The 22219-nt window shown below is 71.7% G+C and carries 27 protein-coding genes and 1 pseudogene; 8 read left to right on the top strand and 20 right to left on the bottom strand.

The features are described from left to right. Position 1: 1 nt before the first annotated feature. Positions 2-368: pseudogene (locus ACYVPE_RS31330) on the top strand (VOC family protein); the annotation flags it as partial. A 73-nt stretch (positions 369-441) separates the two neighbouring features. On the opposite strand, the gene ACYVPE_RS31325 reads toward ACYVPE_RS31330, so the two are convergent. The 3 genes from ACYVPE_RS31325 to ACYVPE_RS31315 all read right to left on the bottom strand — a co-directional run bounded on the left by ACYVPE_RS31325 (position 442) and on the right by ACYVPE_RS31315 (position 3383). Continuing rightward, on the bottom strand, positions 442-1677 hold the full coding sequence (locus ACYVPE_RS31325; protein WP_461037156.1) for an MFS transporter: 1236 nt from the start codon (positions 1675-1677) through the stop codon (positions 442-444). A gap of 50 nt (positions 1678-1727) precedes the next feature. Then, the gene (locus ACYVPE_RS31320; protein WP_461037148.1) at positions 1728-2879 is read right to left on the bottom strand and encodes a PLP-dependent cysteine synthase family protein; all 1152 of its coding nucleotides are present in this window, start codon (positions 2877-2879) and stop codon (positions 1728-1730) included. Between the two features lie 150 nt (positions 2880-3029). Then, the gene (locus ACYVPE_RS31315; RefSeq protein WP_461037147.1) at positions 3030-3383 is read right to left on the bottom strand and encodes a DUF6153 family protein; all 354 of its coding nucleotides are present in this window, start codon (positions 3381-3383) and stop codon (positions 3030-3032) included. 207 nt (positions 3384-3590) lie between these two features. On the opposite strand from ACYVPE_RS31315, the gene ACYVPE_RS31310 reads away from it, so the two are divergent. Beyond that, the gene (locus ACYVPE_RS31310) at positions 3591-4340 is read left to right on the top strand and encodes a class I SAM-dependent methyltransferase (protein ID WP_461037146.1); all 750 of its coding nucleotides are present in this window, start codon (positions 3591-3593) and stop codon (positions 4338-4340) included. On the opposite strand, the gene ACYVPE_RS31305 is transcribed toward ACYVPE_RS31310, so the two are convergent. Then, positions 4337-5743 (bottom strand): DUF2252 domain-containing protein, encoded by a 1407-nt coding sequence (locus tag ACYVPE_RS31305; protein ID WP_461037145.1) that lies wholly within the window; start codon positions 5741-5743, stop codon positions 4337-4339. The genes ACYVPE_RS31310 and ACYVPE_RS31305 overlap by 4 nt on opposite strands. A 124-nt stretch (positions 5744-5867) precedes the next feature. On the opposite strand from ACYVPE_RS31305, the gene ACYVPE_RS31300 reads away from it, so the two are divergent. Continuing rightward, positions 5868-6746, top strand: coding sequence for an arylamine N-acetyltransferase family protein (locus tag ACYVPE_RS31300; RefSeq protein ID WP_461037144.1), 879 nt, complete (start codon positions 5868-5870; stop codon positions 6744-6746). 321 nt (positions 6747-7067) lie between these two features. Here the strand turns inward: ACYVPE_RS31300 and ACYVPE_RS31295 are convergent, their stop codons facing one another. The 13 genes from ACYVPE_RS31295 to ACYVPE_RS31235 all read right to left on the bottom strand — a co-directional run bounded on the left by ACYVPE_RS31295 (position 7068) and on the right by ACYVPE_RS31235 (position 15255). Then, the gene (locus tag ACYVPE_RS31295) at positions 7068-7382 is read right to left on the bottom strand and encodes a MazG-like family protein (RefSeq protein WP_461037143.1); all 315 of its coding nucleotides are present in this window, start codon (positions 7380-7382) and stop codon (positions 7068-7070) included. A gap of 28 nt (positions 7383-7410) precedes the next feature. Continuing rightward, complete coding sequence (locus ACYVPE_RS31290; RefSeq protein ID WP_461037142.1) at positions 7411-8232, bottom strand: endonuclease/exonuclease/phosphatase family protein; 822 nt, start codon at positions 8230-8232, stop codon at positions 7411-7413. Next, the gene (tmk, locus tag ACYVPE_RS31285) at positions 8156-8851 is read right to left on the bottom strand and encodes a dTMP kinase (protein ID WP_461037141.1); all 696 of its coding nucleotides are present in this window, start codon (positions 8849-8851) and stop codon (positions 8156-8158) included. The genes ACYVPE_RS31290 and tmk overlap by 77 nt, the downstream gene beginning before the upstream one ends. Further along, positions 8848-9954 (bottom strand): radical SAM protein, encoded by a 1107-nt coding sequence (locus tag ACYVPE_RS31280; RefSeq protein WP_461037140.1) that lies wholly within the window; start codon positions 9952-9954, stop codon positions 8848-8850. The genes tmk and ACYVPE_RS31280 overlap by 4 nt, the downstream gene beginning before the upstream one ends. 205 nt (positions 9955-10159) lie before the next feature. Continuing rightward, positions 10160-10375, bottom strand: coding sequence for a hypothetical protein (locus ACYVPE_RS31275; RefSeq protein ID WP_461037139.1), 216 nt, complete (start codon positions 10373-10375; stop codon positions 10160-10162). Further along, a complete protein-coding gene (locus ACYVPE_RS31270) occupies positions 10372-10536 on the bottom strand; it encodes a hypothetical protein (protein WP_461037138.1) in 165 nt (54 codons plus the stop codon). The genes ACYVPE_RS31275 and ACYVPE_RS31270 overlap by 4 nt, the downstream gene beginning before the upstream one ends. A 124-nt stretch (positions 10537-10660) precedes the next feature. Beyond that, positions 10661-11509, bottom strand: a complete 849-nt coding sequence (locus ACYVPE_RS31265) for a helix-turn-helix domain-containing protein (protein WP_461037137.1) — start codon at positions 11507-11509, stop codon at positions 10661-10663. Between the two features lie 13 nt (positions 11510-11522). Further along, on the bottom strand, positions 11523-12038 hold the full coding sequence (locus ACYVPE_RS31260) for a DUF6879 family protein (protein ID WP_461037136.1): 516 nt from the start codon (positions 12036-12038) through the stop codon (positions 11523-11525). Continuing rightward, positions 11989-12252 (bottom strand): hypothetical protein, encoded by a 264-nt coding sequence (locus tag ACYVPE_RS31255; protein ID WP_461037135.1) that lies wholly within the window; start codon positions 12250-12252, stop codon positions 11989-11991. The genes ACYVPE_RS31260 and ACYVPE_RS31255 overlap by 50 nt, the downstream gene beginning before the upstream one ends. Before the next feature lie 204 nt (positions 12253-12456). Then, on the bottom strand, positions 12457-13137 hold the full coding sequence (locus tag ACYVPE_RS31250) for a hypothetical protein (RefSeq protein ID WP_461037134.1): 681 nt from the start codon (positions 13135-13137) through the stop codon (positions 12457-12459). Further along, positions 13134-13694: a hypothetical protein gene (locus ACYVPE_RS31245; protein ID WP_461037133.1), complete on the bottom strand. Its 561-nt coding sequence runs from the start codon at positions 13692-13694 to the stop codon at positions 13134-13136. The genes ACYVPE_RS31250 and ACYVPE_RS31245 overlap by 4 nt, the downstream gene beginning before the upstream one ends. A 494-nt stretch (positions 13695-14188) precedes the next feature. Then, entirely contained in the window at positions 14189-14407 is a 219-nt protein-coding gene (locus ACYVPE_RS31240) for a DUF397 domain-containing protein (RefSeq protein ID WP_461037132.1), read from the bottom strand. Then, complete coding sequence (locus tag ACYVPE_RS31235) at positions 14404-15255, bottom strand: helix-turn-helix domain-containing protein (RefSeq protein WP_461037155.1); 852 nt, start codon at positions 15253-15255, stop codon at positions 14404-14406. The genes ACYVPE_RS31240 and ACYVPE_RS31235 overlap by 4 nt, the downstream gene beginning before the upstream one ends. 248 nt (positions 15256-15503) lie before the next feature. On the opposite strand from ACYVPE_RS31235, the gene ACYVPE_RS31230 reads away from it, so the two are divergent. From ACYVPE_RS31230 to ACYVPE_RS31215, 4 genes are read left to right on the top strand one after another with little or no spacing between them, the layout of a single operon-like run. Further along, positions 15504-15944 (top strand): ATP-binding protein, encoded by a 441-nt coding sequence (locus tag ACYVPE_RS31230; RefSeq protein WP_461037131.1) that lies wholly within the window; start codon positions 15504-15506, stop codon positions 15942-15944. Continuing rightward, positions 15941-16447, top strand: a complete 507-nt coding sequence (locus ACYVPE_RS31225; protein ID WP_461037130.1) for a hypothetical protein — start codon at positions 15941-15943, stop codon at positions 16445-16447. The genes ACYVPE_RS31230 and ACYVPE_RS31225 overlap by 4 nt, the downstream gene beginning before the upstream one ends. A gap of 46 nt (positions 16448-16493) precedes the next feature. Then, positions 16494-16931, top strand: coding sequence for a DUF7848 domain-containing protein (locus tag ACYVPE_RS31220; protein WP_461037129.1), 438 nt, complete (start codon positions 16494-16496; stop codon positions 16929-16931). 40 nt (positions 16932-16971) lie between these two features. After that, positions 16972-17478, top strand: a complete 507-nt coding sequence (locus tag ACYVPE_RS31215) for an arylamine N-acetyltransferase family protein (RefSeq protein ID WP_461037128.1) — start codon at positions 16972-16974, stop codon at positions 17476-17478. Positions 17479-17496: 18 nt separating this feature from the next. Here ACYVPE_RS31215 and ACYVPE_RS31210 read toward each other — a convergent pair whose 3' ends face one another. Next, positions 17497-18717, bottom strand: coding sequence for a cytochrome P450 (locus ACYVPE_RS31210; protein WP_461037127.1), 1221 nt, complete (start codon positions 18715-18717; stop codon positions 17497-17499). A gap of 183 nt (positions 18718-18900) precedes the next feature. Here ACYVPE_RS31210 and ACYVPE_RS31205 point away from each other — a divergent pair, with 183 nt between their 5' ends. Next, positions 18901-19554 carry a TetR/AcrR family transcriptional regulator gene (locus tag ACYVPE_RS31205; RefSeq protein ID WP_461037126.1) on the top strand — a complete coding sequence of 218 codons (654 nt, stop codon included), beginning with the start codon at positions 18901-18903 and terminating at the stop codon, positions 19552-19554. A gap of 15 nt (positions 19555-19569) precedes the next feature. Here the strand turns inward: ACYVPE_RS31205 and ssuE are convergent, their stop codons facing one another. Beyond that, positions 19570-20124, bottom strand: a complete 555-nt coding sequence (ssuE, locus tag ACYVPE_RS31200) for an NADPH-dependent FMN reductase (RefSeq protein WP_461037125.1) — start codon at positions 20122-20124, stop codon at positions 19570-19572. 35 nt (positions 20125-20159) lie between these two features. After that, complete coding sequence (locus tag ACYVPE_RS31195; RefSeq protein ID WP_461037124.1) at positions 20160-21536, bottom strand: FAD-binding oxidoreductase; 1377 nt, start codon at positions 21534-21536, stop codon at positions 20160-20162. Positions 21537-22219 lie beyond the last annotated feature (683 nt).

The following is a 22219-nucleotide window of genomic DNA, read 5'->3' as shown; positions in this document are numbered from 1 at the left end:
CATGTTCACCGCAATCACTCATTCGCAGATATTCGTGCACGACCAGGACGAAGCCCTCGACTTCTGACCTGGGGTTCATGCGCTGGCTCGCGGTCAGCGTCCCCGGCCACCCCGAGCGGCAGATCCTGTTGGAGAAGCCCGGCGCCCCGGCGATGTCGGAGGAGACGGCCGCGCAGGTGCGCGAGCTCGTGACCAAGGGGGCGATGGGCGGCTGGCTCATCCTCACCACCGACGACTGCCGGAAGACCTACCGGACACTGCTGGAGCGGGGCGTGGAGTTCACCGAGGAACCCACCGAGCGCCCCTACGGGATCGACTGCGGACTGCGCGACCCCTTCGGCAACCGCCTCCGAGCCACGCCACGAGCCGGCGACCACCGCCGCCCGCTGCCCCGGGCACTGGTCCCCGGGCGGGGGCGGCGGCAGCCGGCCTCGGCGGCGGTCAGGCCAGGGCCGGCTCTGGTCGCCCGGCGTCCGCCGGGGTCAGGCGGCCGGCGCGGTGCAGCCCGTGGAGGGCGGCGGCGCAGGCCGTGCCGAGGGTGAGGAGCGCGAACCACGGCAGCGCCGAAAGGCCCGCGCCTCGGGCCGCGTCGAGCACCGCGCCGGTCAGCAGGTTGCCGAGGGTGATGCCCACTCCGCAGATCGTGTTGTACAGGCCGTAGTGGGTGGCCAGGTGGCGGTCGCCGGAGAGCCGGACGATGGTGTCCATCTCGAAGGGGTAGGCGATCATCGTCCCCAGGGCGAGCGACAGCGCGGCCAGCACCGGCGGCACGGCCGCCAGCAGCCACCGCCCGGCCCCGCCCGCCGGCACCGGCACGGCCGTGGCGGCCAGCGGCGGCAGGAACGCCGCCCCCATGACCAGCAGGCCGAGGGCCAGCGCCCGCCCGGGCGCCATCCTGGCCGCGCACCAGGCCGTCACCCGGGTCTGCCCCAGGATGGTGGCGAGGCCGGAGACCGCGAAGAGCAGGGCGACCGTCGCGGTGCCGGCCTCGCCCGCGCCGACGACGCGGCGCACCTCGAGCGGCAGCGCGAGATAGACCTGGAACGACAGCACGTACGAGCCGATCATGGCCGCCGAGAACAGCAGGAAGGGCCGGTTGCCCAGCACGTTCCGCCACTGCGACCCGACGCGCTCCCGCCCGCCGCCGCCATCGCCGCTGGCCCGGGGCGGCAGCGCGCGGATCTGCGTGACGCTCAGCACGCCGAAGACCGCGGCGGAGACCAGACAGGCCACCCGGAAGTCGATCCCGATCAGCGCCATGCCGACCAGGGGACCGAGCAGGATCCCGGCCTGGTAGAAGACGTTGAACAGCGCGAACGCCTCGACCCTGCGGTCACCCGCGTCCGCGGCGAGGTAGGCGCGCACGGCGGGGTTGAACAGGGCGCCGGCGAACCCGGTCGCCGCGGAGGCGGCCAGCAGCGCGGGCAGCGAGTCGACCAGGCCGAGGGTGACGAAGCCGGCGGTCCGCAGCGCGCACCCGGCCACGATCAGCGGCTTGTAGCCGTACCGGTCGGCCAGCGTCCCGCCGACCAGGAACATGCCCTGCTGGCTGAAGTTCCGCACCCCGAGGACCAGGCCGACCAGCCAGCCGGCCAGGCCGAGCGTCCCGGAGAGATGGGCCGCCAGGTAGGGCATGAGCATGTAGAAGCCCAGGTTGATGGCGAACTGGTTGACCATCAACAGCCGCACGCCACGCTCGTGGGAGCGGAACCGGGTGAACGTCCCCCTCACCGGCCCTCACCCTCCGCCGCGCTCTCCTCGTCCCTGGCCCCGGCGGTCGCGAGCGGGTCGACCACCGTGGTGCAACGGGTCCAGCGGGTCACCTCGCGCTCGTCAGGACGGGCGACCGTCTCCGGTTCCGCCGCCGGCGGCGAGTCGAGCAGCCCGTGCGCGGCGCAGTAGTCGTCGTCGTAGACCGTGCCGAGGTAGCGCTGCGGGCCGTCGGGGAAGATCGCCACGATCCGCGTGTCGGCCGGCAGGGTGCGGGCCAGCCAGCCCGCCACCAGGGCGACCGCGCCCACGCTCCAGCCGCCGGTGGCGTAGTGCGAGGCCGCCAGCCGGCGGCAGGCCCACACCGCCTCGGCCGGGGCCACCCAGTGCACCTCGGAGAACCGGTCGTAGGCCACGTTCCGCGGGTGGATGCTCGAACCGAGGCCGCGCATCAGCCGGTCGCCGGCGGGCTGGCCGAAGATCGTCGAGCCGACGGTGTCCACCCCGACCATCCGCGACTCGGGGTAGAGCTGCCGCAGCACCCGCGAGACGCCCGCCGAGTGGCCGCCGGTGCCGACGCTGCACACGAGCACGTCGACATGGCCGAGTTCGGCGCCGAGTTCCAGCGCGAGCGGCGTGTAGGCCGCGACGTTGTCCGGGTTGTTGTACTGGTCGGGGCACCAGGAGCCGCGGTGCCGCGCCAGCAGCAACCGCACCCGGTCGCGGCGGGCCTGCTGCCAGCCGCCCGCCGGATGAGGCTCGGACACCACCGTGACCTCGGCGCCGTAGGCGGCCAACAGCCGGCCCATGGACGGTTCGAGCCCGGGGTCGGTCACCAGCGTGACCGGATGGCCGTACACCATGCCCGCCAGGGCGAGGCCGAGCCCCAGGGTGCCGCTGGTCGATTCGACGATCCGGCCGCCCGGCCGCAACTCGCCGCGGGCGCGGGCCCGTTCGACCATGTGCAGCGCGGGACGGTCCTTGATGCCGCCGGGGTTGAAGCCTTCGAGCTTGGCCCAGAACCCGCGCCCGGCCGGGGCGAACGGCTCGGAGACGCGCAGCAGCGGGGTGTTGCCGACCAGCCCGGAGAGGGCGGTGCGGCCGAGGGGTGGCTCGGTGGTGGTCGTCACGGTCTGGACGTGCGTGGGGGTGTGCGTCTGAGGGTGCATCTTCTCGTTCTCGGGTTCGAGTCGACGAGCGACGCGGGTGCGCGGGCCGCCGTCATGGCGGCCTGGCGGGGAGCCGGAGGCGCCACCCGCGGACGATCGACGAGTGGTGAGGGGACGACGGCGGGGCGCCGGGGCGCCGCGCGGCAGGCCCTAGATCCGGAGAACCGTCGAACGTGTCAGGTCGTCGAGGGGCGGGGCCGCGGAACCGGCCCCGCGCGGGAGCGACGTCGGGGCCGCGTCGAGCGGCGCGTCCGCGCCCCTGGCGGTCGGCGCCGGGCCGGGGTCCGGCGCCTCGGGCCCCGGCTGCGGCTGACCCGGCAGGCACTCCCCGCCCGGGTGCGAGGCGCCGTGGTCGTCGTGCTGATGGATCGCCACGTCCTCGGCGGCGATCTCCGCCTGGCCGGCGCAGGACACCGGCGCGGACGCGCCTGGGGCGACGTGCGCCAGCACGCCCTCCGCGCTGACGCCGTGCATGTAGACCAGCCCCAGCAGGAGCGCGCTCACCCACCACAGCCGCCGGCGACGCGCCCACGAACGGACACCCGGCGTGGCGGAGAGAGCTCGTTCCGTAACCACGCGGTGACCCTAACACCACCCGACCGCCGGTCGGCGCGCCGAAGTCCTCGCACCCGTCGCGCACGCCACGTCCGGCTGGCCCCCGACCCGAAAAGTCAGTGGCCGCGCGCGACCGGGGCCACATATATTCGCCCCATGGTCGACGCAGCCTTCGGGCATCCGCGCCTCGCCGCCATCTACGACCCACTCGATCCGGACCGCGGCGATCTCGACGCGTATCTCGCGATGGCGGAGGAGTTCGGCGCGCGGTCCGTGCTGGACATCGGGTGCGGTACGGGCGTGTTCGCGCTGCTGCTCGCCGAGCGCGGGATCGCGGTCACCGGCATCGATCCCGCGCGGGCGTCCGTCGACGTCGCGCGCGGCAAGCCGGGCGCGGAGCGGGTGCGCTGGCTCGACGGCCACGCGGGGGACCTGCCGCCCCTGCGAGTCGACCTGGTGACGATGACCGCGAACGTCGCCCAGGCGATCGCCGATCCGCGGGCGTGGCGTACCACGCTGCGCGGCGCGTACGAGGCGCTGCGGCCCGGCGGGCGGCTCGTCTTCGAGACACGTGATCCGGCGCGGCGCGTGTGGGAGGAGTGGGCGGAGTGGAGCCGCGAGACCACGTACCGCGTGACGGACATCCCGGGCGTCGGCCGCGTCGAGAGCTGGGGCGAGCTGACGGACGTGAGCCTGCCGCTGGTGAGCTTCCGGGGCACGCACGTGTTCGCCGCTGACGGGGCCGTACTGGTCTCGGAGTCGACACTCCGCTTCCGTGAGCGTACGGAGGTCGAACGGAACCTGCGCGAGCACGGCTTCGTCGTCGAGGACGTACGCGACGCACCCGACAGGCCCGGCAAGGAGTTCGTGTTCGTGGCGCGGCGCGCTGCCGCGGAGCCGGGCTAGAGGCCCGGGATCCGGCCGTTGCGGAACAGGTCGACGAAGATCTGGTGATCCGCCCTGGCCCTGGCCCCGTAGCCGTGCGCGAAGTCCACGAGCAGTTCGGGCAGCCGGGCCTCGTCGGCGGCGAGCGCCTCGTCTATCGCGCGCTCCGTGGAGAAGGGGACGAGCGAGTGGCCGCTGGAGTCGTCGGCGGCCGCGTGCATCGTCGCCGTGGCGCGGCCCAGGTCCGCGACCAGCTCCGCGATCTCGGCGGGGTCGTCGAGGTCGGACCAGTCCAGGTCCACGGCGTAGGGCGACACCTCGGCCACCAGCTGACCCGCGCCGTCCAGCACCGTCCAGCCCAACCACTGGTCGGCGTGGGCCTGGAGCGCCCGCTGCGAGATGACGGTGCGGTGCCCCTCGTGCCGGAAGTAGGAGCTGACCCGCTCCTCCGTGATGTGCCGGGAGACCGCGGGGGTCTGCGCCTGCTTGAGGTAGATCACCACGTCGTTCTCCAGGGCGTCGCTGTTGCCCTCCAGGAGGATGTTGTACGAGGGCAGTCCCGCGCTGCCGATGCCGACGCCGCGGCGGCCGACGACGTCCTTGACGCGGTAGGTGTCCGGCCGGGAGAGGCGGGCGGGCGGCAGCGACCCCAGGTAGCCGTCGAAGGCGGCCAGCACCCGCTCCCTGGACGCCGCGTCGAGCGCGACCGCGCCGCCGCCCGGCGCGAACCGGCGCTCGTGGTCGCGGATCTCCGTCATCGTGTCGAGCAACCCGAACCGGGTGCGGGTCCGCGCGTCGCGCAGCGCGCCGAGCAGCGGGCCGCGGGCCGTGTCGAGCGTGAACGGCGGCACCGCCGCGGCGTCGGCCCCGGCGGCCAGCGCGGCGATCCGCTCGCGGTAGGCGGCCGCGTAGGCGCGGACCAGGTCGCCGATCACCGCGTCGCTGAGCGCCTTGGTGTGGCCGAGCAGGGCCACCGAGGCGGCGAACCGCTCGAGGTCCCACAGGAACGGGCCGACGTACGCCTCGTCGAAGTCGTTGACGTTGAAGACCAGTCGCCCGTTGGCGTCCATGTAGGTGCCGAAGTTCTCGGCGTGCAGGTCGCCGTGGATCCACACCCGCGAGGTGCGTTCGTCGAGGAACGGGTCCTCCGCGTGCTCCTCGGCCAGGTCCCGGTAGAAGAGGCAGGCCGTGCCGCGGTAGAACGCGAAGGCGGAGGCGGCCATCTTCCGGAACTTCACCCGGAACGCGGCCGGGTCGGCCGCCAGCAGCTCGCCGAAGGCGGTGTCGAGGACGGCGAGTATCTCCTCGCCGCGCTCCCGCGCCCGGGCCGACGTGACCTGTGGGGACGACATGGCGAGGTGCCTCCTGAGTGCCCGCCCCGGATCCGCTCCCCGGGTCTCCGCTCCGGAGGCTACTCGCGGCACGGCGGCCCCGGCGGGGATGCCGGCGGAGTTTGCCGAACCCGAACCCGCCGATCACCGGCCGTTGGTCGGGACGTAGGTCCGGGGACGGAGGCGGCCCGGCCGGCCCGGGCGTAGCGTGGCGGCCATGAACGCGTTGCGCGGACCCGATGTCACGGTGGCGGACGCCGGCCCCACGGCCGGCCTGGAGTTGGGCGCCTATCTCGACCGCATCGGCTGGACCGGGCCGCGGGCGGCCACCGCCGAGACCCTGCACGCGCTGCACCGGGCGCACCTGGCGGCGCTGCCGTTCGAGAACCTGGACGCCGTGGTCCTGGGGACGGCGCCCTCGCTGGCGCTGGCGGACGTGCAGGAGAAGCTGGTCAGCCGGCGACGCGGCGGCTACTGCTATGAGCTCAACACCCTGTTCGCCGCCGTCCTCGCGGCGTTCGGCTTCCGGGTGACCGGGCTGGCCGCCCGGGTGCGGATGGGCGGCGGCGGCACGGCCAGGCCGCGTACCCACATGACGCTGCTGGTCGACGTGGCGGGCGAGGCCGAGCCGTTCCTGGCGGACGTCGGGTTCGGGGCCGCGGCCGGGCTGTTGGAGGCGATCCCGCTGGTGGCCGGGCGGGAGGCGGCCGCCGGGCCGCGCCGCAACCGGCTGGTGCGCGAGCCCCACCCGGGCGCTCCCGCGGACCTGTGGGTGCTCCAGGGGCTCGTCGGCGGCGAGTGGCGGGACCAGTACGCCTTCACCCTGGAGCCGTTCGAGGCGGCGGACTACGCCGTGATGAACTGGCACATCGCCACCCATCCGCGGTCGCCGTTCCGCCGCTCCCTCTACCTCCAACGCACCACCGCCGACGGCGGGCACCGGGAGATCGCCGGCCGCACCCTGACCGTCACCGCCCCCGACGGCACCACCGTGGAGCGGCGCGAACTCGTCGACGACGCGGAGCTTCTCGCCCTGCTGCGGGCCGACTTCGGCATCGACCCGCCCGAGGGCACCGGCCTGACGGGGCGCGGGTAGGTCCGGGCCGCCCCGGGGTCACCAGCGGACCGGCACCTCGCGCAGCCCGCCGACGGTCAGCCCCTCGACCTGCCGCAACTCCGCGACCGGCACGGCCAGTTCCAGGCCGGTCCGCCTCAAGCAAACGGCCCGCCGCTTGCTGGGGCGGGCCGCCGAGACGTTCATCGGAGCCGACGCCTGGTCGGCCGTGGAGCGCGCTCTGGGCGCTGCCGAAGTCGAGGGCTGGGACGCCGCACGACTACTCGCCGAATGCCACGCCGCACGCGGCTTCGTGGCGCCGACTCGTCGGGTGAACCGGGCGGAGCATGAGGCGGAGTTTTGCTATCGGTCGAGTGACCGATCCGCGATCTCCTGGAGGCGCGCTTCGAACACCTTCTGGGCGTCGTCGGTGAGCGTGGCGAGGGCGACCATGCTGGTGAGGGTGACGTCGCACAGTTCCTTGATGACGTCGTCCCAGGTGTGGCTGTGGCCCTTGCGGGGGTTGGCGCCGGTGGCTCCGTGGACGGCCTCGGTGACCTCGCCGAATTCCTCGCCGATCTTCATGATGCGCAGCAGCTTGGCGGTGTCGGGCGGTACGGGGCTCTCGGCGTCGAGCCATGCGCGCAGTCGCTCGATGGTCTGCCAGGTGTCGTCCATGCGGGGGCTTTCTTGGGGTGCTTGTGGTTCAGAAGAGTGTGCGGGGGTTGCTGAGGTGGTCAGGGGTGATGGGCAGCGTAGCGGTCGGGGTGAGGGCGAGCCGCAGGGTCAGGGCTGAGTGGTCGGTGAGTCGGGGTGGCTGGGTTCGGGGTTCGTGAACGTAGTGGCAGTCGCGGATGGTGTCGGCGAGGTTGGCGGAGACGTGCGCGTGGTCGTAGCGGTACCCGTCGCCGGTCTTGCCGACCCAGGAGTAGGCGTTGGTGGTGGGGTGGAGGTGGCGGAAGGCGTCGGTGTGGTCGTTGCCGAGCCAGCGGTAGAAGTCGTATTCGAACGGGCGGAAGAAGCGGAAGTGGGGGTGGTGGTCGGGTTCGAGGATGTTGAAGTCGCCGATGACCAGCCGAGGGCGCCCGGCGGGGTCAGAGAGTGCGGATCGGCACTCGCGCAGGAACGTCTCCTTGCGGGCCACCTTCTCGACGGTGATGTCCCGGGAGGGGACGTAGAGGCCGACGATGTCCAGTGGCCCGGTGTCAGTGTCGAGGGTCGCGGCGACGCCGCGGTGTGGGAGGTAGCCGAACTTGGTTGGGCAGGGGCGGAGTGCGAGGCGGCTTACGATCATGGTGCCGCGCTCCCCTGCCTCGGGCGGTCGGGGGAACATCACGGCGTAGCCGGCGGCGGCGAAGTGTTCGGCGATCAGGTCGCAGCCGGCGTTGGGCGCGGTCTCGGTGAGGACCAGGACCTGTTCGGGGCGCCCGGCGAGGTAGGCGAGTTGGCGTTCAGCCCGCTCCGCGCTGGGGCGGTTGAGGTTGAAGGTCAGCACGCCCAGGGAGGTCGGCTGGTGCTGGCTGGTCATCAGCGCCCCTGCGGTAGAGATCGGTGATCGCGGTCGTGATGGTACGGGCCACGGAGGCGGGTGGGGTGGATGTCGCGTCGAGTTCGAGGACGCGGACGCCGGCCTCGGCGAGGGTCGTGGTGGCGAGGGCGAACAGCCTGTGTTCGCTGACGCTGCCGTTGGGCAGGCGTTCGTAGCGGCTGTGGGTGCCGCGTTGGGCGAGCCGGGCGGTCAGGATGTCGGGGTGTGCGGTCAGCAGCACGGCCAGGTCGGGGAGGTCGGCGTGCCGGTTGATCTGCCATGCCTCTTGGCGGTCGACGCCGTCCATGACCTGGAGCACGAGGGATGAGGCGAGGTAGCGGTCGCTGAGGACGATCTCGCCGCGTGCGAGGGCGGGGCGGATCTCCGTGTCGAGGTGGTGGTAGCGGTCGGCGGCGATGAGGTGGGCCATGGCCAGGCCGCGGTAGGTGTCGGTGCCGTGCCGGGCGAGGGTGCCCAGCGGGGTGTCGGTCGGCTCGCGCGTCGCCAGGACCGGGAGGCCGGCGGCGCGCAGCTGCTCGGCGACGGCCGCGGTGACGGTGGACTTGCCGACGCCGCCCGGGCCGTCGAGGGAGACGAGCAGCCCACGCTGGCCGGTCACGAGATGCCGACCACGGGCAGGGGTCGGGCGGTGTGCGGCACGACGGGGCACTGCTCGCTGTCGACGGCGCCGATCCGGTGACCGGCGGCGACGACGGCGGCCGGGCAGCCCTTGCCGCACTCGGCGGACATGGAGCAGCTGCCGCAGGTGGCGTTGTCGCCGACCGTGAACCGCTCGTGGAAGCGGTAGCCGTCGAGGCGGGACGCGATGTCGTCGTGCTCCCAGGCGTTGCCGACGATGAAGTCCGAGTCGGGGTGCCGGCTCGCGCGGGTGCGGGCGGCGAACACGAGGTAGGGGCAGACGGCGACCTCGCCCTTGGTGAAGACGTAGATGATCGTGCCGGCCTCGCAGCCGGCGAGCGGCTTGTCGTCGTTGGGGAACCGGATGTGGACCAGCTCCAGGTCGTCGTCGACGAACGGGAGCGTGAGGTCGCGGATGTGCCGCATGTGGTCGTCGGGCCGACGCAGCCTGCCTGCGGAGTTCTGGCCGCGTCCCATCTCCCCCAGGGGGTTCATCAGTACGTATCTGGCGCCCTGGTCACGGGCGAAGGCGCACAGCTTGGCGTACTCCTCGTCCTCCGCCAGGTTGTTGGGCGTGCACAGGAGGCCTTGGAGGATGCCGGCGCGGGCGAACCGCCGCACGGTGTCGATGGTCTCGGCGAAGCCTTCGGGCCGGCCGCGGAACTTCCCGTGGCTGTGGGCGGAGAAGCCGTCGAGCGACACGTTCATGTGGGCGCCGAGCTCGGCGAGGACGGCGATCTGCGTGTCGGACACCATGGTCGCGTTCGTGCACAGGCCCACGTCCATTCCGGCCGCGTGGAAGGCGTCGGCGATCTCGATGATGTCCGAGTGCATGAACGGCTCGCCGCCGGTGAGCGTGACCCGGGTGACGCGAGCTTCGACGAGTTGTGGGATGAGCCTGTTGCGGACGCCGGCCAAGGGCATGTAGTCGCCGCGCCGAGTGGCCGACACGAAGCAGTGCGCGCACCGCTCGTTGCAGGGCTCGCAGACCTGGATGAGGGCCTTGCGGTGCGAGCCGCTGACGGTGGTGCGGAAGTAGCAGGACGCCGCGTGCTTGGCGTCGTGGATCGGTTGTGCCGTCACGTTCTCTCCCCTGAGTCGATAGGTGGGGGTTGCTGGTCGCGGCAGTTCGAGCCACCGCCCTGGAGTGCGGCGGGGCCGGCGCCCGACGGCCCAGGGGGCTCCGCGGAGCACAGTGGGGCCGACCAGGCACGGCCGGCCGCCACCAGGAAGACCGGGGACACCACCAACCAGCCAACGACCAAAGCCGCCAGAGTCCAGGCGACCGTCATCGTGCCTCCTGGTCGGCGGTGGTGGGCACTGCGTGGCAGGGGCAGTCGCAGAATCCGCGCAGCGTGCTGGTCCACTGGCTGTCGTGGCGGATGGTGGCGACCCAGTTGCCGCGGCACTCGCTGTGGAAGTCGGCATAGGCAGGGTGCTCATCGGCGTACCGGCACAGGCCAGAGATCACTCGCTCCCGCCGTACGCGGATCGCGGTACTCACCGCGCACCCGCCTTGCCCCGCTTCCAGGCGCAGTTGACGGCGTGGTCGTCGTCCGTCACGACGTCGTGCCGGCAGTACCGGCAGCGGACGGGCGTGCTCGGCTCGAGAGGTCCTTCCAGCCCTGTGACGACCGTGACGTCGGTGGTGGGATGGTCAACCATGAGCTCAGGAGGTGGCGTTGAGACATCGGGCATGGTCGCTCCAAGCGAGCGGGGGAAGCGCGTACCACGACCGTAGGGAGAGGCGGAGATCAGCCTCCAGCTTCTTGCGGATTATTGCGCGGAATCACTCAAGAGTGTCGAGGGCCGCAGCGATCAACTCACGGGCCGCCGCCCCGTGGACGGCCATCGCCGACAGGTCGTTGAACGCCTTGAGGTAGTGCCTCAGCTCGGTCGGCGCCGTGACCATGACCCGGGCGGTCAGCAGTTCGACCTCCACGCACTCGTCGTCGAAGACGCTGAACGTCTCCTGCGGCCAGATCAGCCGCTGGGCTGTGGCGGGTATGACCCCGAAGGAGACGGCGGGCAGCGCCATCGCGGCGAGGAGATGGCCGAGTTGACCGGCCATCACGGCGGCGTCGCCGATGCGGTACCGCAGGACCGATTCCTCGACGAGCAGGGCGAACCGGTGCCGGCCACTGCGGATCACCTGCGAGCGTTCGACCCGCGCCGCCGCCGCTTCCTCGGAGTCCTCGTGGCTTGTCCCGTGGAAGTCCGCGATCACGCCCATCAGGGCGGCCGCGTACTCGGGGGTCTGGAGCAGGCCGGGGATGACGTTGGAGCAGTAGACGCGGAAGACGCGCGTGCGCTCGTAGAGCGGCTGGTAGGACTCCTGGATGCCGCGCAGGCCCCGATGGAGTCTCCGCCATTCCACGTACATGGAGTCGGCGGTGCGCGCGGACGCGATGAGGTCGGGGATCTCTTCCTCAGCTTGGCAGGCCGTCAGCCAGGCCCGGATGTCCGCCGGCGTGGGGATCGCCTTGCCGTTCTCGATCCGGGACGTCTTGGCCGCGTGCCAGCCGCACAGCAGCGAGAGCTTGTGGCCGGTCAGCCCAGCGTCCAGGCGTGCCGCGCGCAGCCGCCCCGCGATGGCCTTGCGGGCTTCCTGGACGCTGGACGACGGTGAGACCGGCATGGAGACGGGGTGCTCAGACGTGGAACTGGTCGTGCGGAACAGCTCGCTGCCAGACCGTCTCGAAGGCGTTGCCGCAGAGCTTGACCACGGCGGGGTCGTCGGTCAGTTCGTGGCCTACGAGCTCGCCGTCGCCGGTGAAGTGGTTCCACTCGACCAGGCGGTCGTCGAAGAGCCAGAAGTCGTTGCCGGGCAGCGCGATGTCGGAGGCCTGCTGGCGGGGCAGCCACCGGACCTGTTCGCCGGCCGCCAGGTTGTTGACGGTGCCGGCGTGCTCGAAGCGGATGTACTCGGTGACCGGCTCGGACACGATGCGAGCGCGTCGCATCTCCACGCCGCGGCCGACCGCCTCGCGCACCAGCTCCATCCACGGCGCCCAGTACGCCGGGTTGTCCCAGCGGCCGGTCTCGCGCCAGGCGGCGAAGTCGTCGGCCTCGTAGGAGACGCCATAGGCGTCCCGCATCTCGAGATGGACGGCGGACCTATGGCAGTTCGCCAGCAGCTCGCCGAAGTCGGGCACGTTCTGCGACATCACACGCCTCCCTCACGATCGGGATCATCCTGGCCGGGATCTTGATGACCGCCTCGTGGTCGGGGATGCTCCCAGTCTTCAGGCACTCCTCCAGGGTCTCCTCTCCCGCCTTCCAGCCCTGGAGCAGGAGCCCGTCGTCGGCCTCGTCCACCCACACCGTCGGGGACGCGTTGCTGCCCGTCTCCGGGTCTTTCGCGATAAACTGTAGTGCCACGGCATCCTCCCATGTCCAGCGTCTTGCGCCTGCTTGCGGACCATCCACCCTTCCGGGCACCTGTGTCAATACGCCGATACGTTCAGTAACGAGGCGGCGCGAGCACGGCTTCCCGGCACGCCCGGTGCTCGTTGGAAGCTGACAGGGCGGCCGATCATCCCGCCGTATCCGTTCGCGCGGAATCCTTGCGCTCGACTGACAGGCTCAGATCACCGTTGAGGGTGCGTGCTTGCTCAGGTAGCTCTTGAAGGTCTTCCTGATCTCCGCCTGGAGATAACCTGCCTGCGGTGAGTTGGGCACGACGTCCGGCTCGAAGCCTCTCTTTCGGGCATCGAGGTACCGCACGATGCTCGATGACCTGGTGTTCGAGACGAAGAGCTCGTTCTGCGTGCGAATGTCGGCGCGCAGCCCCTCGAAGTTCCGCGCGAGACCGATGCCGAGGTTGGAGACGTAGTACTTGCACTCGACGATGAGGACGCACTGACTGCCTCGCGGCGCGATGCCCTGTGCCCGGCTCAGGGCAGCTTCCTCAGCTGGCAGTACCAGCACGTCGCATTCGTGCAGGACGCCCGACGCACCGGTCACGTACACGCCGAGGTGGACCTCAAGGGCGGGAGCACCGTCGAACTCGATCACAGCGTGGGTGAAGGGCTGGCTGTTGCTATACAGATGACCGGGCCCCGTCCGGAAGACAAGGCTGCTGGCCCTCGCCCCATAGACGTCCTCATAGATGACAGTGGCGCCATGCCGACTCGCAGTGGCAACGATCAGGGAGAAGATGAAGCCCTCGTAGACGTCTGACGGTTTCGAAGCGGAGTCGTACGACACCGCCCCCGCCGCCAGCAGGCTCTTGATCTCACTGATCAGGTGATCGACCGTGCTCAACTGACAACCTGCCTCGTCACATCGGCCAGCAGTTGACTGACGCGTGTACGTCGCTCAGTCGGCATTCGATCTCCCCAGAACTCCGTTCGGCTACGGTGCGATCGAGCGCTTTCATCTGGTTCGAACACGACCGCTTCAGCCGTGCTCCGGCTGCCGACGTCGGCCTCGGGCTCGGTCCGGAGTGTCTTCAGCACTTCCAGTTCCATTTCAGGTAGTTCGACGAGCACACGCCTTACCGCTTCCAGGATGAGCTGGACACGTTCTTCATCCGTCATGGCTCGCGTGGCGATTACCAGCGTTCCTCGCTTGCGCGATGCCTCGTACTCGACATGGCCAAGCGCGCTGCGGTCCACGACCTCGTATCGCGCCGCGGCCGCGGCTGGGCTCGTGGCGGGGGAGTCTTCGCCGCGGCGTTGTTGGCGTCGGCGGAGGATCTTCTCCTCAGGCACTCCCGCGGCGATCGCCGCGTCGACATCGTCGAGCACCCAACTCAGGGCGGTGTCTTGCAACGCTTCGCGGAGCTGCTGTTCCACACGACGCAGTTCGAACTGGTTCATGTCCCCCCTCGCATCAGAGCCTTCGTCTGAGGTAGCCAGTCGGTTCGCAGATTCTTCCCGGGCTGTGTCTGAACGTCTCACACAACAGTGACAGAGAGGGGTCTACGGCTGTTCGATCACACCAGAGGGCGCCATGTCCCGCTCCCCCACCAGCCGTGTCGAGACGTTCGAGCGCGCAAATGAGCTGGCCCGGAGCACTGGGGGAAGCTCGACGGACCGTTCATCCACGGGCGTTGGCGCGCGAACGCGTCAGACAGGCGCTGACCGGACGGGCACTTCAGGAACGCGTCGACCTCGAAAGCGTCCGGCCCGCTCCTACCTCCCTGGGTTCGCGTCGCCCCGCCGGAGGCCGAGGTGTCCCCGTAACCTCTCCTGCCGCCGCAGGACGGGCTCCGCGTCGGCGGAACCCCGTAGCACGGTCCCGACCGACAAGGACCGTGCCCCCGCAACCGGCACCACGCCGGCTACGAGGGCGCGTATGCCCTTTCCTCCTGCTATACCTCGTCCCACCGACCGGAGGTCACTACGGCGACCAGGTCACGCACCTGCCCACGACTCAGCAACAGCGCGGGCCCGGTTGGGGCCTTGCTGTCCCGCACCGCGACTATCTCATCGTCGACGACGCCAAGCTCGACGCACTGTGCCCCCGTGTCAGAGCGTGATGACTTCCACCATGCGACGGCGAGCGTCGATGCGTCTTCGATGTGGCTCATCCCTGTTCCCTTATCTCTGCGATGCGATCGGCGGACGCCTCGACCGACAGCGCCGTCGCGGTCAGCCGCTCGAAAGCGTCCCGGTAGACGCCCACCTGTGCCCGCTCCTCGACGTACAACGCCGATGTGAGGCTCTCAACGTGGACGACGTCGAGGTCGACGAGGTCCTCGAAACCGAGGAGTGAGAACGCGCCCATCTGCCCGACGTGAGGCGGCGCGTCCGTCGGCAGAATCTGAATGTTGATGTTGGGCCGCTTGCTCAGCGTGAGCAGCCGCCCGAGTTGGTCGTCCATCACGCCATCACCCACACATCGCGTGCGAAGCGCGCCCTCCGCGATGATCGCCCACAGACCGACTGGTTCGTCACGAGTGAGGACGGATTGCCGAGCGAGGCGTACCTCGACGAGGGCATCGACCTTCGCCTCAACGGCCTCCGACATGGCGGTCGTTCTGATGATCTCCCGTGCGTACTCGGCCGTGTGCAGCAGGCCAGGAATCGCGGCGACCTGCCATGTCCGCACGGATGCCGCGTCAGCCTCAAGGCTGATCAAGTCCTCGTAGACCGGGGACAGCACGCCACGGTAACTGTGCCACCACCCGCGTTTGGCCCCCTCACGGGTGAGGGAGAGCAGGGCGGCTCGTAGCTCAGGCCCGTCAACGCCATACAGGTCGAGCAGCATCTCAACGTCTGGCGCTTTGGCGGCGCTTCGCGCAGTCTCCAGCCGCGAAAGCTTGGCGACCGTAATCCGGCGGGGCGCCTTCTCGGCGACGTCGTCAAGCGTGAGGTCGCGATCAGCGCGCAGCTCGCGCAACTTCGCGCCGAGCCTGCGCCGGCGCACGGTGGGCACGCTCAAGGCTCTTCCCTCCTGTTCTGGGCCCTCGCCGACAGTCTGCCCGTTGACCTCTAACCATGTCACGCGCCTTGCTTCCCCCTCCGAACCTCACTCTCGCGAGTGCATGCAAATTCTCATCTTGACTCTACGGATTTGCATTCTAGCTGTGTTGAGGTCCACCCTGGAGCGACGAAATGTGATTGTGCCAACGCTGGCGTTTCGGAAACCTGCGCCGACTGGCACCGCCCCATGAGGGAGATTGCATGGCAATCACGCGGCCGAACACGTTAGGGACCAGCCGTTGTCATCCTCCGTCGGACCCGCCTGCCGAGCAGACACACTCCAGCGGTCCGGAAGTCGTCGCAGCAGCACGTCAGTTCGTCTGCGAAGTCCTGGCCCGGCTCACTCCAGCCCTCGCAGATTCGCAAATCGACGACGCGCGGCTCATCGTCTCGGAGTTGGTCACCAACGCCGTTCGGTACGGCACCGAACCGGGGGACTCGGTGCGCGTGGTCATCGCGCCCGCCGCCGATGTGGTGCGCATCGAAGTGCATGACACCGTACGCCGCAGGCCACGCATCAAGCCCGAGTCTGATGAACGCGTCAGGGGCCGCGGCCTGTTCATCGTGGAAGCCCTCGCGGTGCGGTGGGGCGTGGACGACCGTCCCCTCGGCAAGGCTGTATGGGCCGAGGTGGCGCGGTGAACGATCCGACCGCCACCCCCGCTCGCCAGGTGACGCGCCCGCTCGCCGTCACCCGTCGGTGGCGGTGCCAGATCATCGCTGGCTCACACGGCCAGACCGCCCGCGGCTGGTACTTCATGGCGAGCACCCCTCACAGCGCCCTGGTATGGCTGCGCGTGGAGCTCCGCGTGCTACTGCACGTCTTCGACGCGAAGGGCGTTCAGCGGGCCCTCGACTGGCTCGAACTCGGCCAGTGGGAAGCGATCGCCCATCTCCGGGCCGGCCAACAGCACATCGTCGAGGTTCGTTCAGACCAGGTCATGGTCGAGTGGTCCGCTCGGCCCGTGCTCCTGCTCCCCCTCGTCCCGAGGCCGCCCGGTCTCCGCACGCAACCGACCCTGGGCAATCGCATCGCCGCAGGGTCCCACTCCATTCCGGCCGTCCGTCCCGTTCCCGGGAACTCCTGGCGGTCTGGGCAGACATCCGACCACCACCCGACGAAGCACGCGGAGGGCGCACCATGAGCGGTGCGACAGCAAGCGCTCAGGTGATCGTGGGGGCGCCCGGCTGGTGCTCCACGCTGAGTGGGCCGAGGGCGCGCCGGACCGCATCTATCAGGCGGAGTGCATGACCTGCCCCGAACAGTCCGGGCGTGTGGACAGCAACTCTGATCCGGTCGCCCGCTGGGCTCTCCTCCATCCCGAAAACGAAGGATTGGCACGCAGTCAGTTCTTCGTGACCGTTGAGCGGCATTGGCGCGTTGATCCGGCATCAGTCGTCGACAGGCCCTCCGGCCAAGACCACGAATACGCGCCACATCTTCCCCGTATCGAAGACGCGCCCACGAAGGAGACGCCCATCGGACGCCTTCACGAACGCTGGAGTAGAGCCACGAAACGGGGCCTGGCCTACGCCGGACGCTTCGCGGGCCCGTTCGTCCTGGCCTGTTTCGTCATCGGGGCAGCGCTGTGCGGCTTCCTCGTCGGAAGCGGCGCCGGCGCCGGCTGACGCCCCCAGACCCCCGCCCCGGTCGTGCACCAGGAAGGGCATGCTCGGGGCGGCCACCGCCGAGACCCTGCGCGCGCTGCACCGGGCGCACCTGGCGGCGCTGCCGTTCGAGAACCTGGACGCCGTGGTCCTGGGGACGGCGCCCTCGCTGGCGCTGGCGGACGTGCAGGAGAAGCTGGTCCGCCGGCCGAGGGGCAGCTACTGCTACGAGCGCAACACCCTGTTCGCCGCGGGGTTCGTCGGCGGCGAGTGGCGGGACCAGTACGCCTTCACCCTGGAGCCGTTCGAGGCGGCGGACTACGCCGTGATGAACTGGCACATCGCCACCCATCCGCGGTCGCCGTTCCGCCGCTCCCTCTACCTCCAACGCACCACCGCCGACGGCGGGCACCGGGAGATCGCCGGCCGCACCCTGACCGTCACCGCCCCCGACGGTACCACCGTGGAGCGGCGCGAACTCGTCGACGACGCGGAGCTTCTCGCCCTGCTCCGCGCCGACTTCGGCATCGACCCGCCCGAGGGCACCGGCCTGACGAGGCGCGGGTAGGTCCGGGCCGCCCCGGGGTCACCAGCGGACCGGCACCTCGCGGAGACCGCCCACGGTCAGCCCCTCGACCTGCCGCAACTCGGCGACCGGCACGGCCAGTTCGAGGCTGGGCAGCTTGCGGAGCAGGACGTCGAGGGTGACCTGGAGCTCGGTGCGGGCGAGGGACTGGCCGAGGCAGGAGTGCGGCCCGGCGCCGAAGGTGAGGTGCGGGTTGGGGGTGCGGGCGAGGTCGAGCTCGTCCGGCCGGTCGAAGACCCGCTCGTCGCGGTTGGCGGCGGAGACCCCGCAGAAGACGGTGCTGCCGCCGGGCAGCACGGTGCCGTCGAGCTCGAAGTCCTCGGTGAGGTAGCGCCGGACGCCGAAGCCGCCGAGGTTGGCGTCGGCGCGCAGCACCTCGTCGACCGCGGTGCGCACCAGGGTGGGGTCGGCCAGCAGGCGTTCCCACCGGCCACGGTCGGCGAGGAGCAGGGCGACCATCTTGCCGATCATGTTGGCGGTGGTCTCGTGGCCGGCGACCAGCAAACCCATCGCGGTGCCGACGAGTTCGGGATCGGTGAGGCCCTCGCCCTCCGCCCGGCTCTCCTCGATCAGCGTGGAGATCAGGTCCTCGCCCGGCGTGGCGCGCTTGGTGGCCACCAGATCCGTCATGTAGGTCACGAAGTCGGTGTAGGCGGCGTGGCTCTCGTCCCCGGTGTAGCGGTCGACGTTGAGGAAGGCGTCGGACCAGTAGGAGAAGCGGAGCCGGTCCTCGACGGGCGCGCCGAGCAGGTCGCAGATCACGAAGACCGGGAGCGGGAAGCCGAGTGCGGCCTTGAGGTCGGCGGGCGCGCCGCCGCGCACCATGTCGGCGACGAGGGATTCGGCCGTGGCCACCATGCCGGGGCGCAGCGCCGTGACGCGCTTGGCGGTGAAGTACCTGCTCACATGGCGCCGCCACCGCAGGTGGGCCTCGCCCCGGTTGGGGACGGCCAGCGTCGCGTCGCCGTTGGTCGACACCCCGCCGCCGCCCTCCGGGGCGATCCGGGCGCCGCCCTCCTCGGCGGTGGGGCGGGAGAAGCGCGGGTCGGTGAGCAGTGACCTGACGTGCTCGTAGCGGGTCAGGTAGGTGGCGGTGTCTCCGCTGGGGAGCTCGACGGTGGCCACCGGGCAGCGCGCGCGGAGCTGTTGCCAGTCGGCCGGCGGGTCCAGCGGCCCCTCGGTGGGCAGCGGCAGCCGGAGGAGGGGGTCGGGTCGACTCATCTGTCGTCTCCAGACGGGGAGAGTGCGGCTCATTTAAGTCAATCGATTTACTTAAAATTATCGTCCGCGGGGGATCCTCCTTCAAGAGCGCATCCGAGGTATGGCCGGAACCGGTGGGTCGTTGCGTACTCTTTCGTCGTTCGACCTCGCCGACCGGGCCGGGGTCCTGAAGCGGTGGTGGGGATGGCCGGCAGAACGAGACGTGACGAACAGGTCAGCGCGACGCGGGAGGCCCTTCTCGCGGCGGCGGAGCGGCTGTTCGCCGAGGACGGGGTGCACGCGGTGGCCAACCGCCAGATCAGTCTGGCCGCCGGGCAGGGGAACAACACCGCCGTCAGCTACCACTTCGGCACCAAGACCGACCTGGTCCGCGCCATCGTCAGGCGCCACGCCGAGCAGGTGGATCTCGGCCGCGCCCGGATGCTGGCCGGCATGGACGACTCAGCCGACCTGCGGGACTGGGTGGCCTGCGCGGTCCGCCCCGTCACCGAGCACCTCGCGGCGCTCGGCACCCCCAGCTGGTACGCCAGGTTCATGGCCCAGGTCGAGACCGACCCGGCGCTGCGGGCCGTCAGCAGCGAGGAGACGGCGGCCAGTTCGCCGTCCATGGCGAGACTCCAGGAAGGCCTCGTCGGCCGGCTGCCCGACCTGCCGGCCGACGTGCGCGTCGAACGGGGCGCCATGACCCGGCATCTGATCACCCAGATGACGGCGGAGCGCGAACGCGCCCTCGCGGACAACCTGCCGACGTCACGCGCCAGTTGGGGTGAGACGGCGGACGGCCTGATCGACGCGATCGTCGCCCTCTGGCAGGCCCCGGTCACCCGAGGGCGCTGACGGCCGACCTCCGGCTCAACTCGCCAGCGCCGAGGGTGCCTTGAGGGCGTCGAGCAGGCCCGCGAGCGCGCGGTCGAGGCGGTCGCGGGCCTCGGCCGCGAGGTGCGGCGCGGCGGCGTCGGCCGTGGGCTTGGTGATGGCCCTGTCGAGCAGGAAGCAGCCCCGCGCGATGTGCGCCGCGCCCATCGAGGACAGCACCGGGCGCAGCGCGTAGTCCAGGACGAGGGTGTGGGCCGGGGAGCCGCCGGTGGTCAGCGGGAGGACCGTCTTCCCGGCCAGCGCGTACTGCGGCAGCAGGTCTAGCCAGGACTTCAGCAGACCCGAGTACGACGCCTTGTAGACCGGGGTGCCGACGACCAGCGCGTCCGCGCGCTCGACCCGCGCGGCGGCCGCCCGCACCGCCGGGTCGGCGAAGTCGGCGCGGAGCAGCGCGGCGGGGGGCAGGTCGCGGACGGCCAGCGAGTCGGTCTCGTGCCCGGCGGCTACCAGGGCACGACCGGCCGCGTCGAGGGCCGCGGCGGTGCGGGAACGGGCGGACGGGCTGCCGCCGACGAGCAGGACGCGGGCCATGGGGGCCGCCTTTCGTGAGGTGCTGCGGGCATGCGCTAGAGGGCCTTGCCGGGGTTGAGGAGGTGGCGCGGGTCGAAGGCGTCCTTGACGCGGCGTTGCAGGGCCAGGTTCTCCGGCCCCAACTCCCGGGCGAGCCACCGGCGTTTGAGCAGGCCGACGCCGTGCTCGCCGGTGAGGGTGCCGCCGAGGCGCAGCGCGGCGGTGAAGATCTCGTCCGCCGCGCGCCACACGTGCTCGGGGATCTCGGGCAGCTCGGGGTCGGTGACGAGGATCGGGTGCAGGTTCCCGTCGGCGGCGTGGGCCAGGGTGTGCACGGGCACGCCGTGCGCGGCCGAGATCCGCTCGATCTCCCGCACGGCGGCGGCCAGTCGGCTCCTCGGCACCGCGACGTCCTCGATCAGCGGCCGGCCGGTCCGCTCCAGCGCGGGCAGGGCGAGCCGGCGGGCGGCCAGCAGCGCCTCGGCCCCCGCCGCGTCCTCGGCGACCTCGACATGGGCGGCGCCGTGGCCGGCGAGCAGCCGGGCGGCGCGTGCGGTGTCGGCGCCGGCGCCACTGCCGTCGCACTGGACGATCAGCAGCGCGCCGCCGCGTTCCCGCAGTCCGCCGCCCTGGAAGGCGTCGATGGCGGCCAGCACGGAGCCGTCGAGGAGTTCGGCCAGCGCCGGCTCGATGCCGGCCGCGGTGAGGGCGGTGGCGGCCGCGGCCGCGTCGGCGAAGGTGTCGAAGAAGGCGGCGAGCGTGCCGGTCTCGGCCGGGATCGGCCGCAGCCGCACGGTCGCCGCGGTGATCACGGCCAGCGTGCCCTCCGATCCGGTGAGCAGCGCCGTCAGGTCGTAGCCGGTGACGCCCTTGACGGTGGACCGGCCGGTGCGCAGCCGGGTGCCGTCGGCGAGGACGGCCTCCAGGCCGAGGACCGCCTCGCGGGTCACGCCGTACTTGGCGCAGCGCAACCCGCCCGCGTTGGTGGCGATGTTGCCGCCGATGGTGGAGATCGCGGCGCTCGCCGGGTCGGGCGCGTAGCGCAACCCGTGCGCGGCCGCGGCCCGGTCGAGGTCGGCGGTGACGACGCCCGGCTCCACGACGGCCAGTTGGTCCTCGGGGGAGAGCCGCAGCACGCGGTTCATCCGGCTGAGGTCGAGGACCAGGCTGTCGGGCCCGGCCACCGCGCCGCCGGTGCGGCCGGTGCCGGCGCAGCGCGGCACGACGGGCACGCGCAGCGCGTACGCGTGCCGCAGCACGGCCGCGGTCTCCTCGGCGCTCGCCGGGTGCGCGACCGCGAGCGGCGCGCCGGCGGGCCTGAACCCCGACCGGTCAGTGGCGTAGCGGGCGGTCGCGTCGGGGCCGGCGGTGAGCCGCCCCGCCGGCAACTCGGCCGCGAGCGCGGCCAGGAGGGGGTGTGCGGTGGTGGTCACCTGCGTGTGTCCTCCCGGGCGTGGCCGGCGAGCGGCGGCCTGCCTGGCGGGCGGGCCGGCGGCCGCGAACCCCGAGCGGTCCGCCGGGTGCCGGGGGCGGTGCCCGTGGGGTTGGCGGTGAGCGATGGCCTGCGCGGCCGGCGGGCGGGGGCGAACCCCGCTTGGTCCGCCGCGTGGCGGGCGGTACCGGGAACGGTCCCCGTGGGGTTGGCGGTGGGCGGTGGCCTGCGCGGCCCGCGGGCGTGCCCCGAGTGATCTGCCGCGTGGTGGGCGGTGCGGGGGGCGGTCTCCGTGGGGTTGGCGGTGGGCGGTGGCCTGCGCGGCCCGCGGGCGTGCCCCGAGTGATCTGCCGCGTGGTGGGCGGTGCGGGGGGCGGTCCCCGTGGGGTTGGCGGTGGGCGATGGCGTGCGCGGCCGGCCAGCGGGGGTGGCCCCTGAGTGGTCCGCCGCCTGGCGGGCGGTGCGGGTGGGGTTGGCGGTGAGGCGGTCCGGTGGCGACTCGCCGGCGAGCGGCACAGTGGGCTCCTGACGTGGGTGAACGGGGACGGGGTCGGTTGGGCGGGCGGCGACGACGGGGTAGCCCTTCGCGCACGCGCGGTTTTCGTGCCGCGCCCGCGCGGCGCCGCGCGGGCGCGGCCGGCCGGCGCCGGTGCGGATGTCGCGCAGGCGGGTCGCGGCGGCAGC

It is taken from the genome of Streptomyces mayteni, from assembly GCF_054783955.1.
This window is presented reverse-complemented; position numbering and strand designations above follow the sequence as displayed.

Bases quoted from the DNA above. Each gene is read 5' to 3' on its own strand.
- ACYVPE_RS31325 (WP_461037156.1), bottom strand. From the start codon at position 1,677: ATGGTCAACCAGTTCGCCATCAACCTGGGCTTCTACATGCTCATGCCC.
- ACYVPE_RS31320 (WP_461037148.1), bottom strand. From the start codon at position 2,879: ATGCACCCTCAGACGCACACCCCCACGCACGTCCAGACCGTGACGACC.
- ACYVPE_RS31310 (WP_461037146.1), top strand. From the start codon at position 3,591: ATGGTCGACGCAGCCTTCGGGCATCCGCGCCTCGCCGCCATCTACGAC.
- ACYVPE_RS31300 (WP_461037144.1), top strand. From the start codon at position 5,868: ATGAACGCGTTGCGCGGACCCGATGTCACGGTGGCGGACGCCGGCCCC.
- ACYVPE_RS31295 (WP_461037143.1), bottom strand. From the start codon at position 7,382: ATGGACGACACCTGGCAGACCATCGAGCGACTGCGCGCATGGCTCGAC.
- ACYVPE_RS31290 (WP_461037142.1), bottom strand. From the start codon at position 8,232: ATGACCAGCCAGCACCAGCCGACCTCCCTGGGCGTGCTGACCTTCAAC.
- ACYVPE_RS31270 (WP_461037138.1), bottom strand. From the start codon at position 10,536: ATGGTTGACCATCCCACCACCGACGTCACGGTCGTCACAGGGCTGGAA.
- ACYVPE_RS31265 (WP_461037137.1), bottom strand. From the start codon at position 11,509: ATGCCGGTCTCACCGTCGTCCAGCGTCCAGGAAGCCCGCAAGGCCATC.
- ACYVPE_RS31260 (WP_461037136.1), bottom strand. From the start codon at position 12,038: ATGTCGCAGAACGTGCCCGACTTCGGCGAGCTGCTGGCGAACTGCCAT.
- ACYVPE_RS31245 (WP_461037133.1), bottom strand. From the start codon at position 13,694: ATGAACCAGTTCGAACTGCGTCGTGTGGAACAGCAGCTCCGCGAAGCG.
- ACYVPE_RS31240 (WP_461037132.1), bottom strand. From the start codon at position 14,407: ATGAGCCACATCGAAGACGCATCGACGCTCGCCGTCGCATGGTGGAAG.
- ACYVPE_RS31230 (WP_461037131.1), top strand. From the start codon at position 15,504: ATGGCAATCACGCGGCCGAACACGTTAGGGACCAGCCGTTGTCATCCT.
- ACYVPE_RS31215 (WP_461037128.1), top strand. From the start codon at position 16,972: ATGCTCGGGGCGGCCACCGCCGAGACCCTGCGCGCGCTGCACCGGGCG.
- ACYVPE_RS31210 (WP_461037127.1), bottom strand. From the start codon at position 18,717: ATGAGTCGACCCGACCCCCTCCTCCGGCTGCCGCTGCCCACCGAGGGG.
- ACYVPE_RS31205 (WP_461037126.1), top strand. From the start codon at position 18,901: ATGGCCGGCAGAACGAGACGTGACGAACAGGTCAGCGCGACGCGGGAG.
- ssuE (WP_461037125.1), bottom strand. From the start codon at position 20,124: ATGGCCCGCGTCCTGCTCGTCGGCGGCAGCCCGTCCGCCCGTTCCCGC.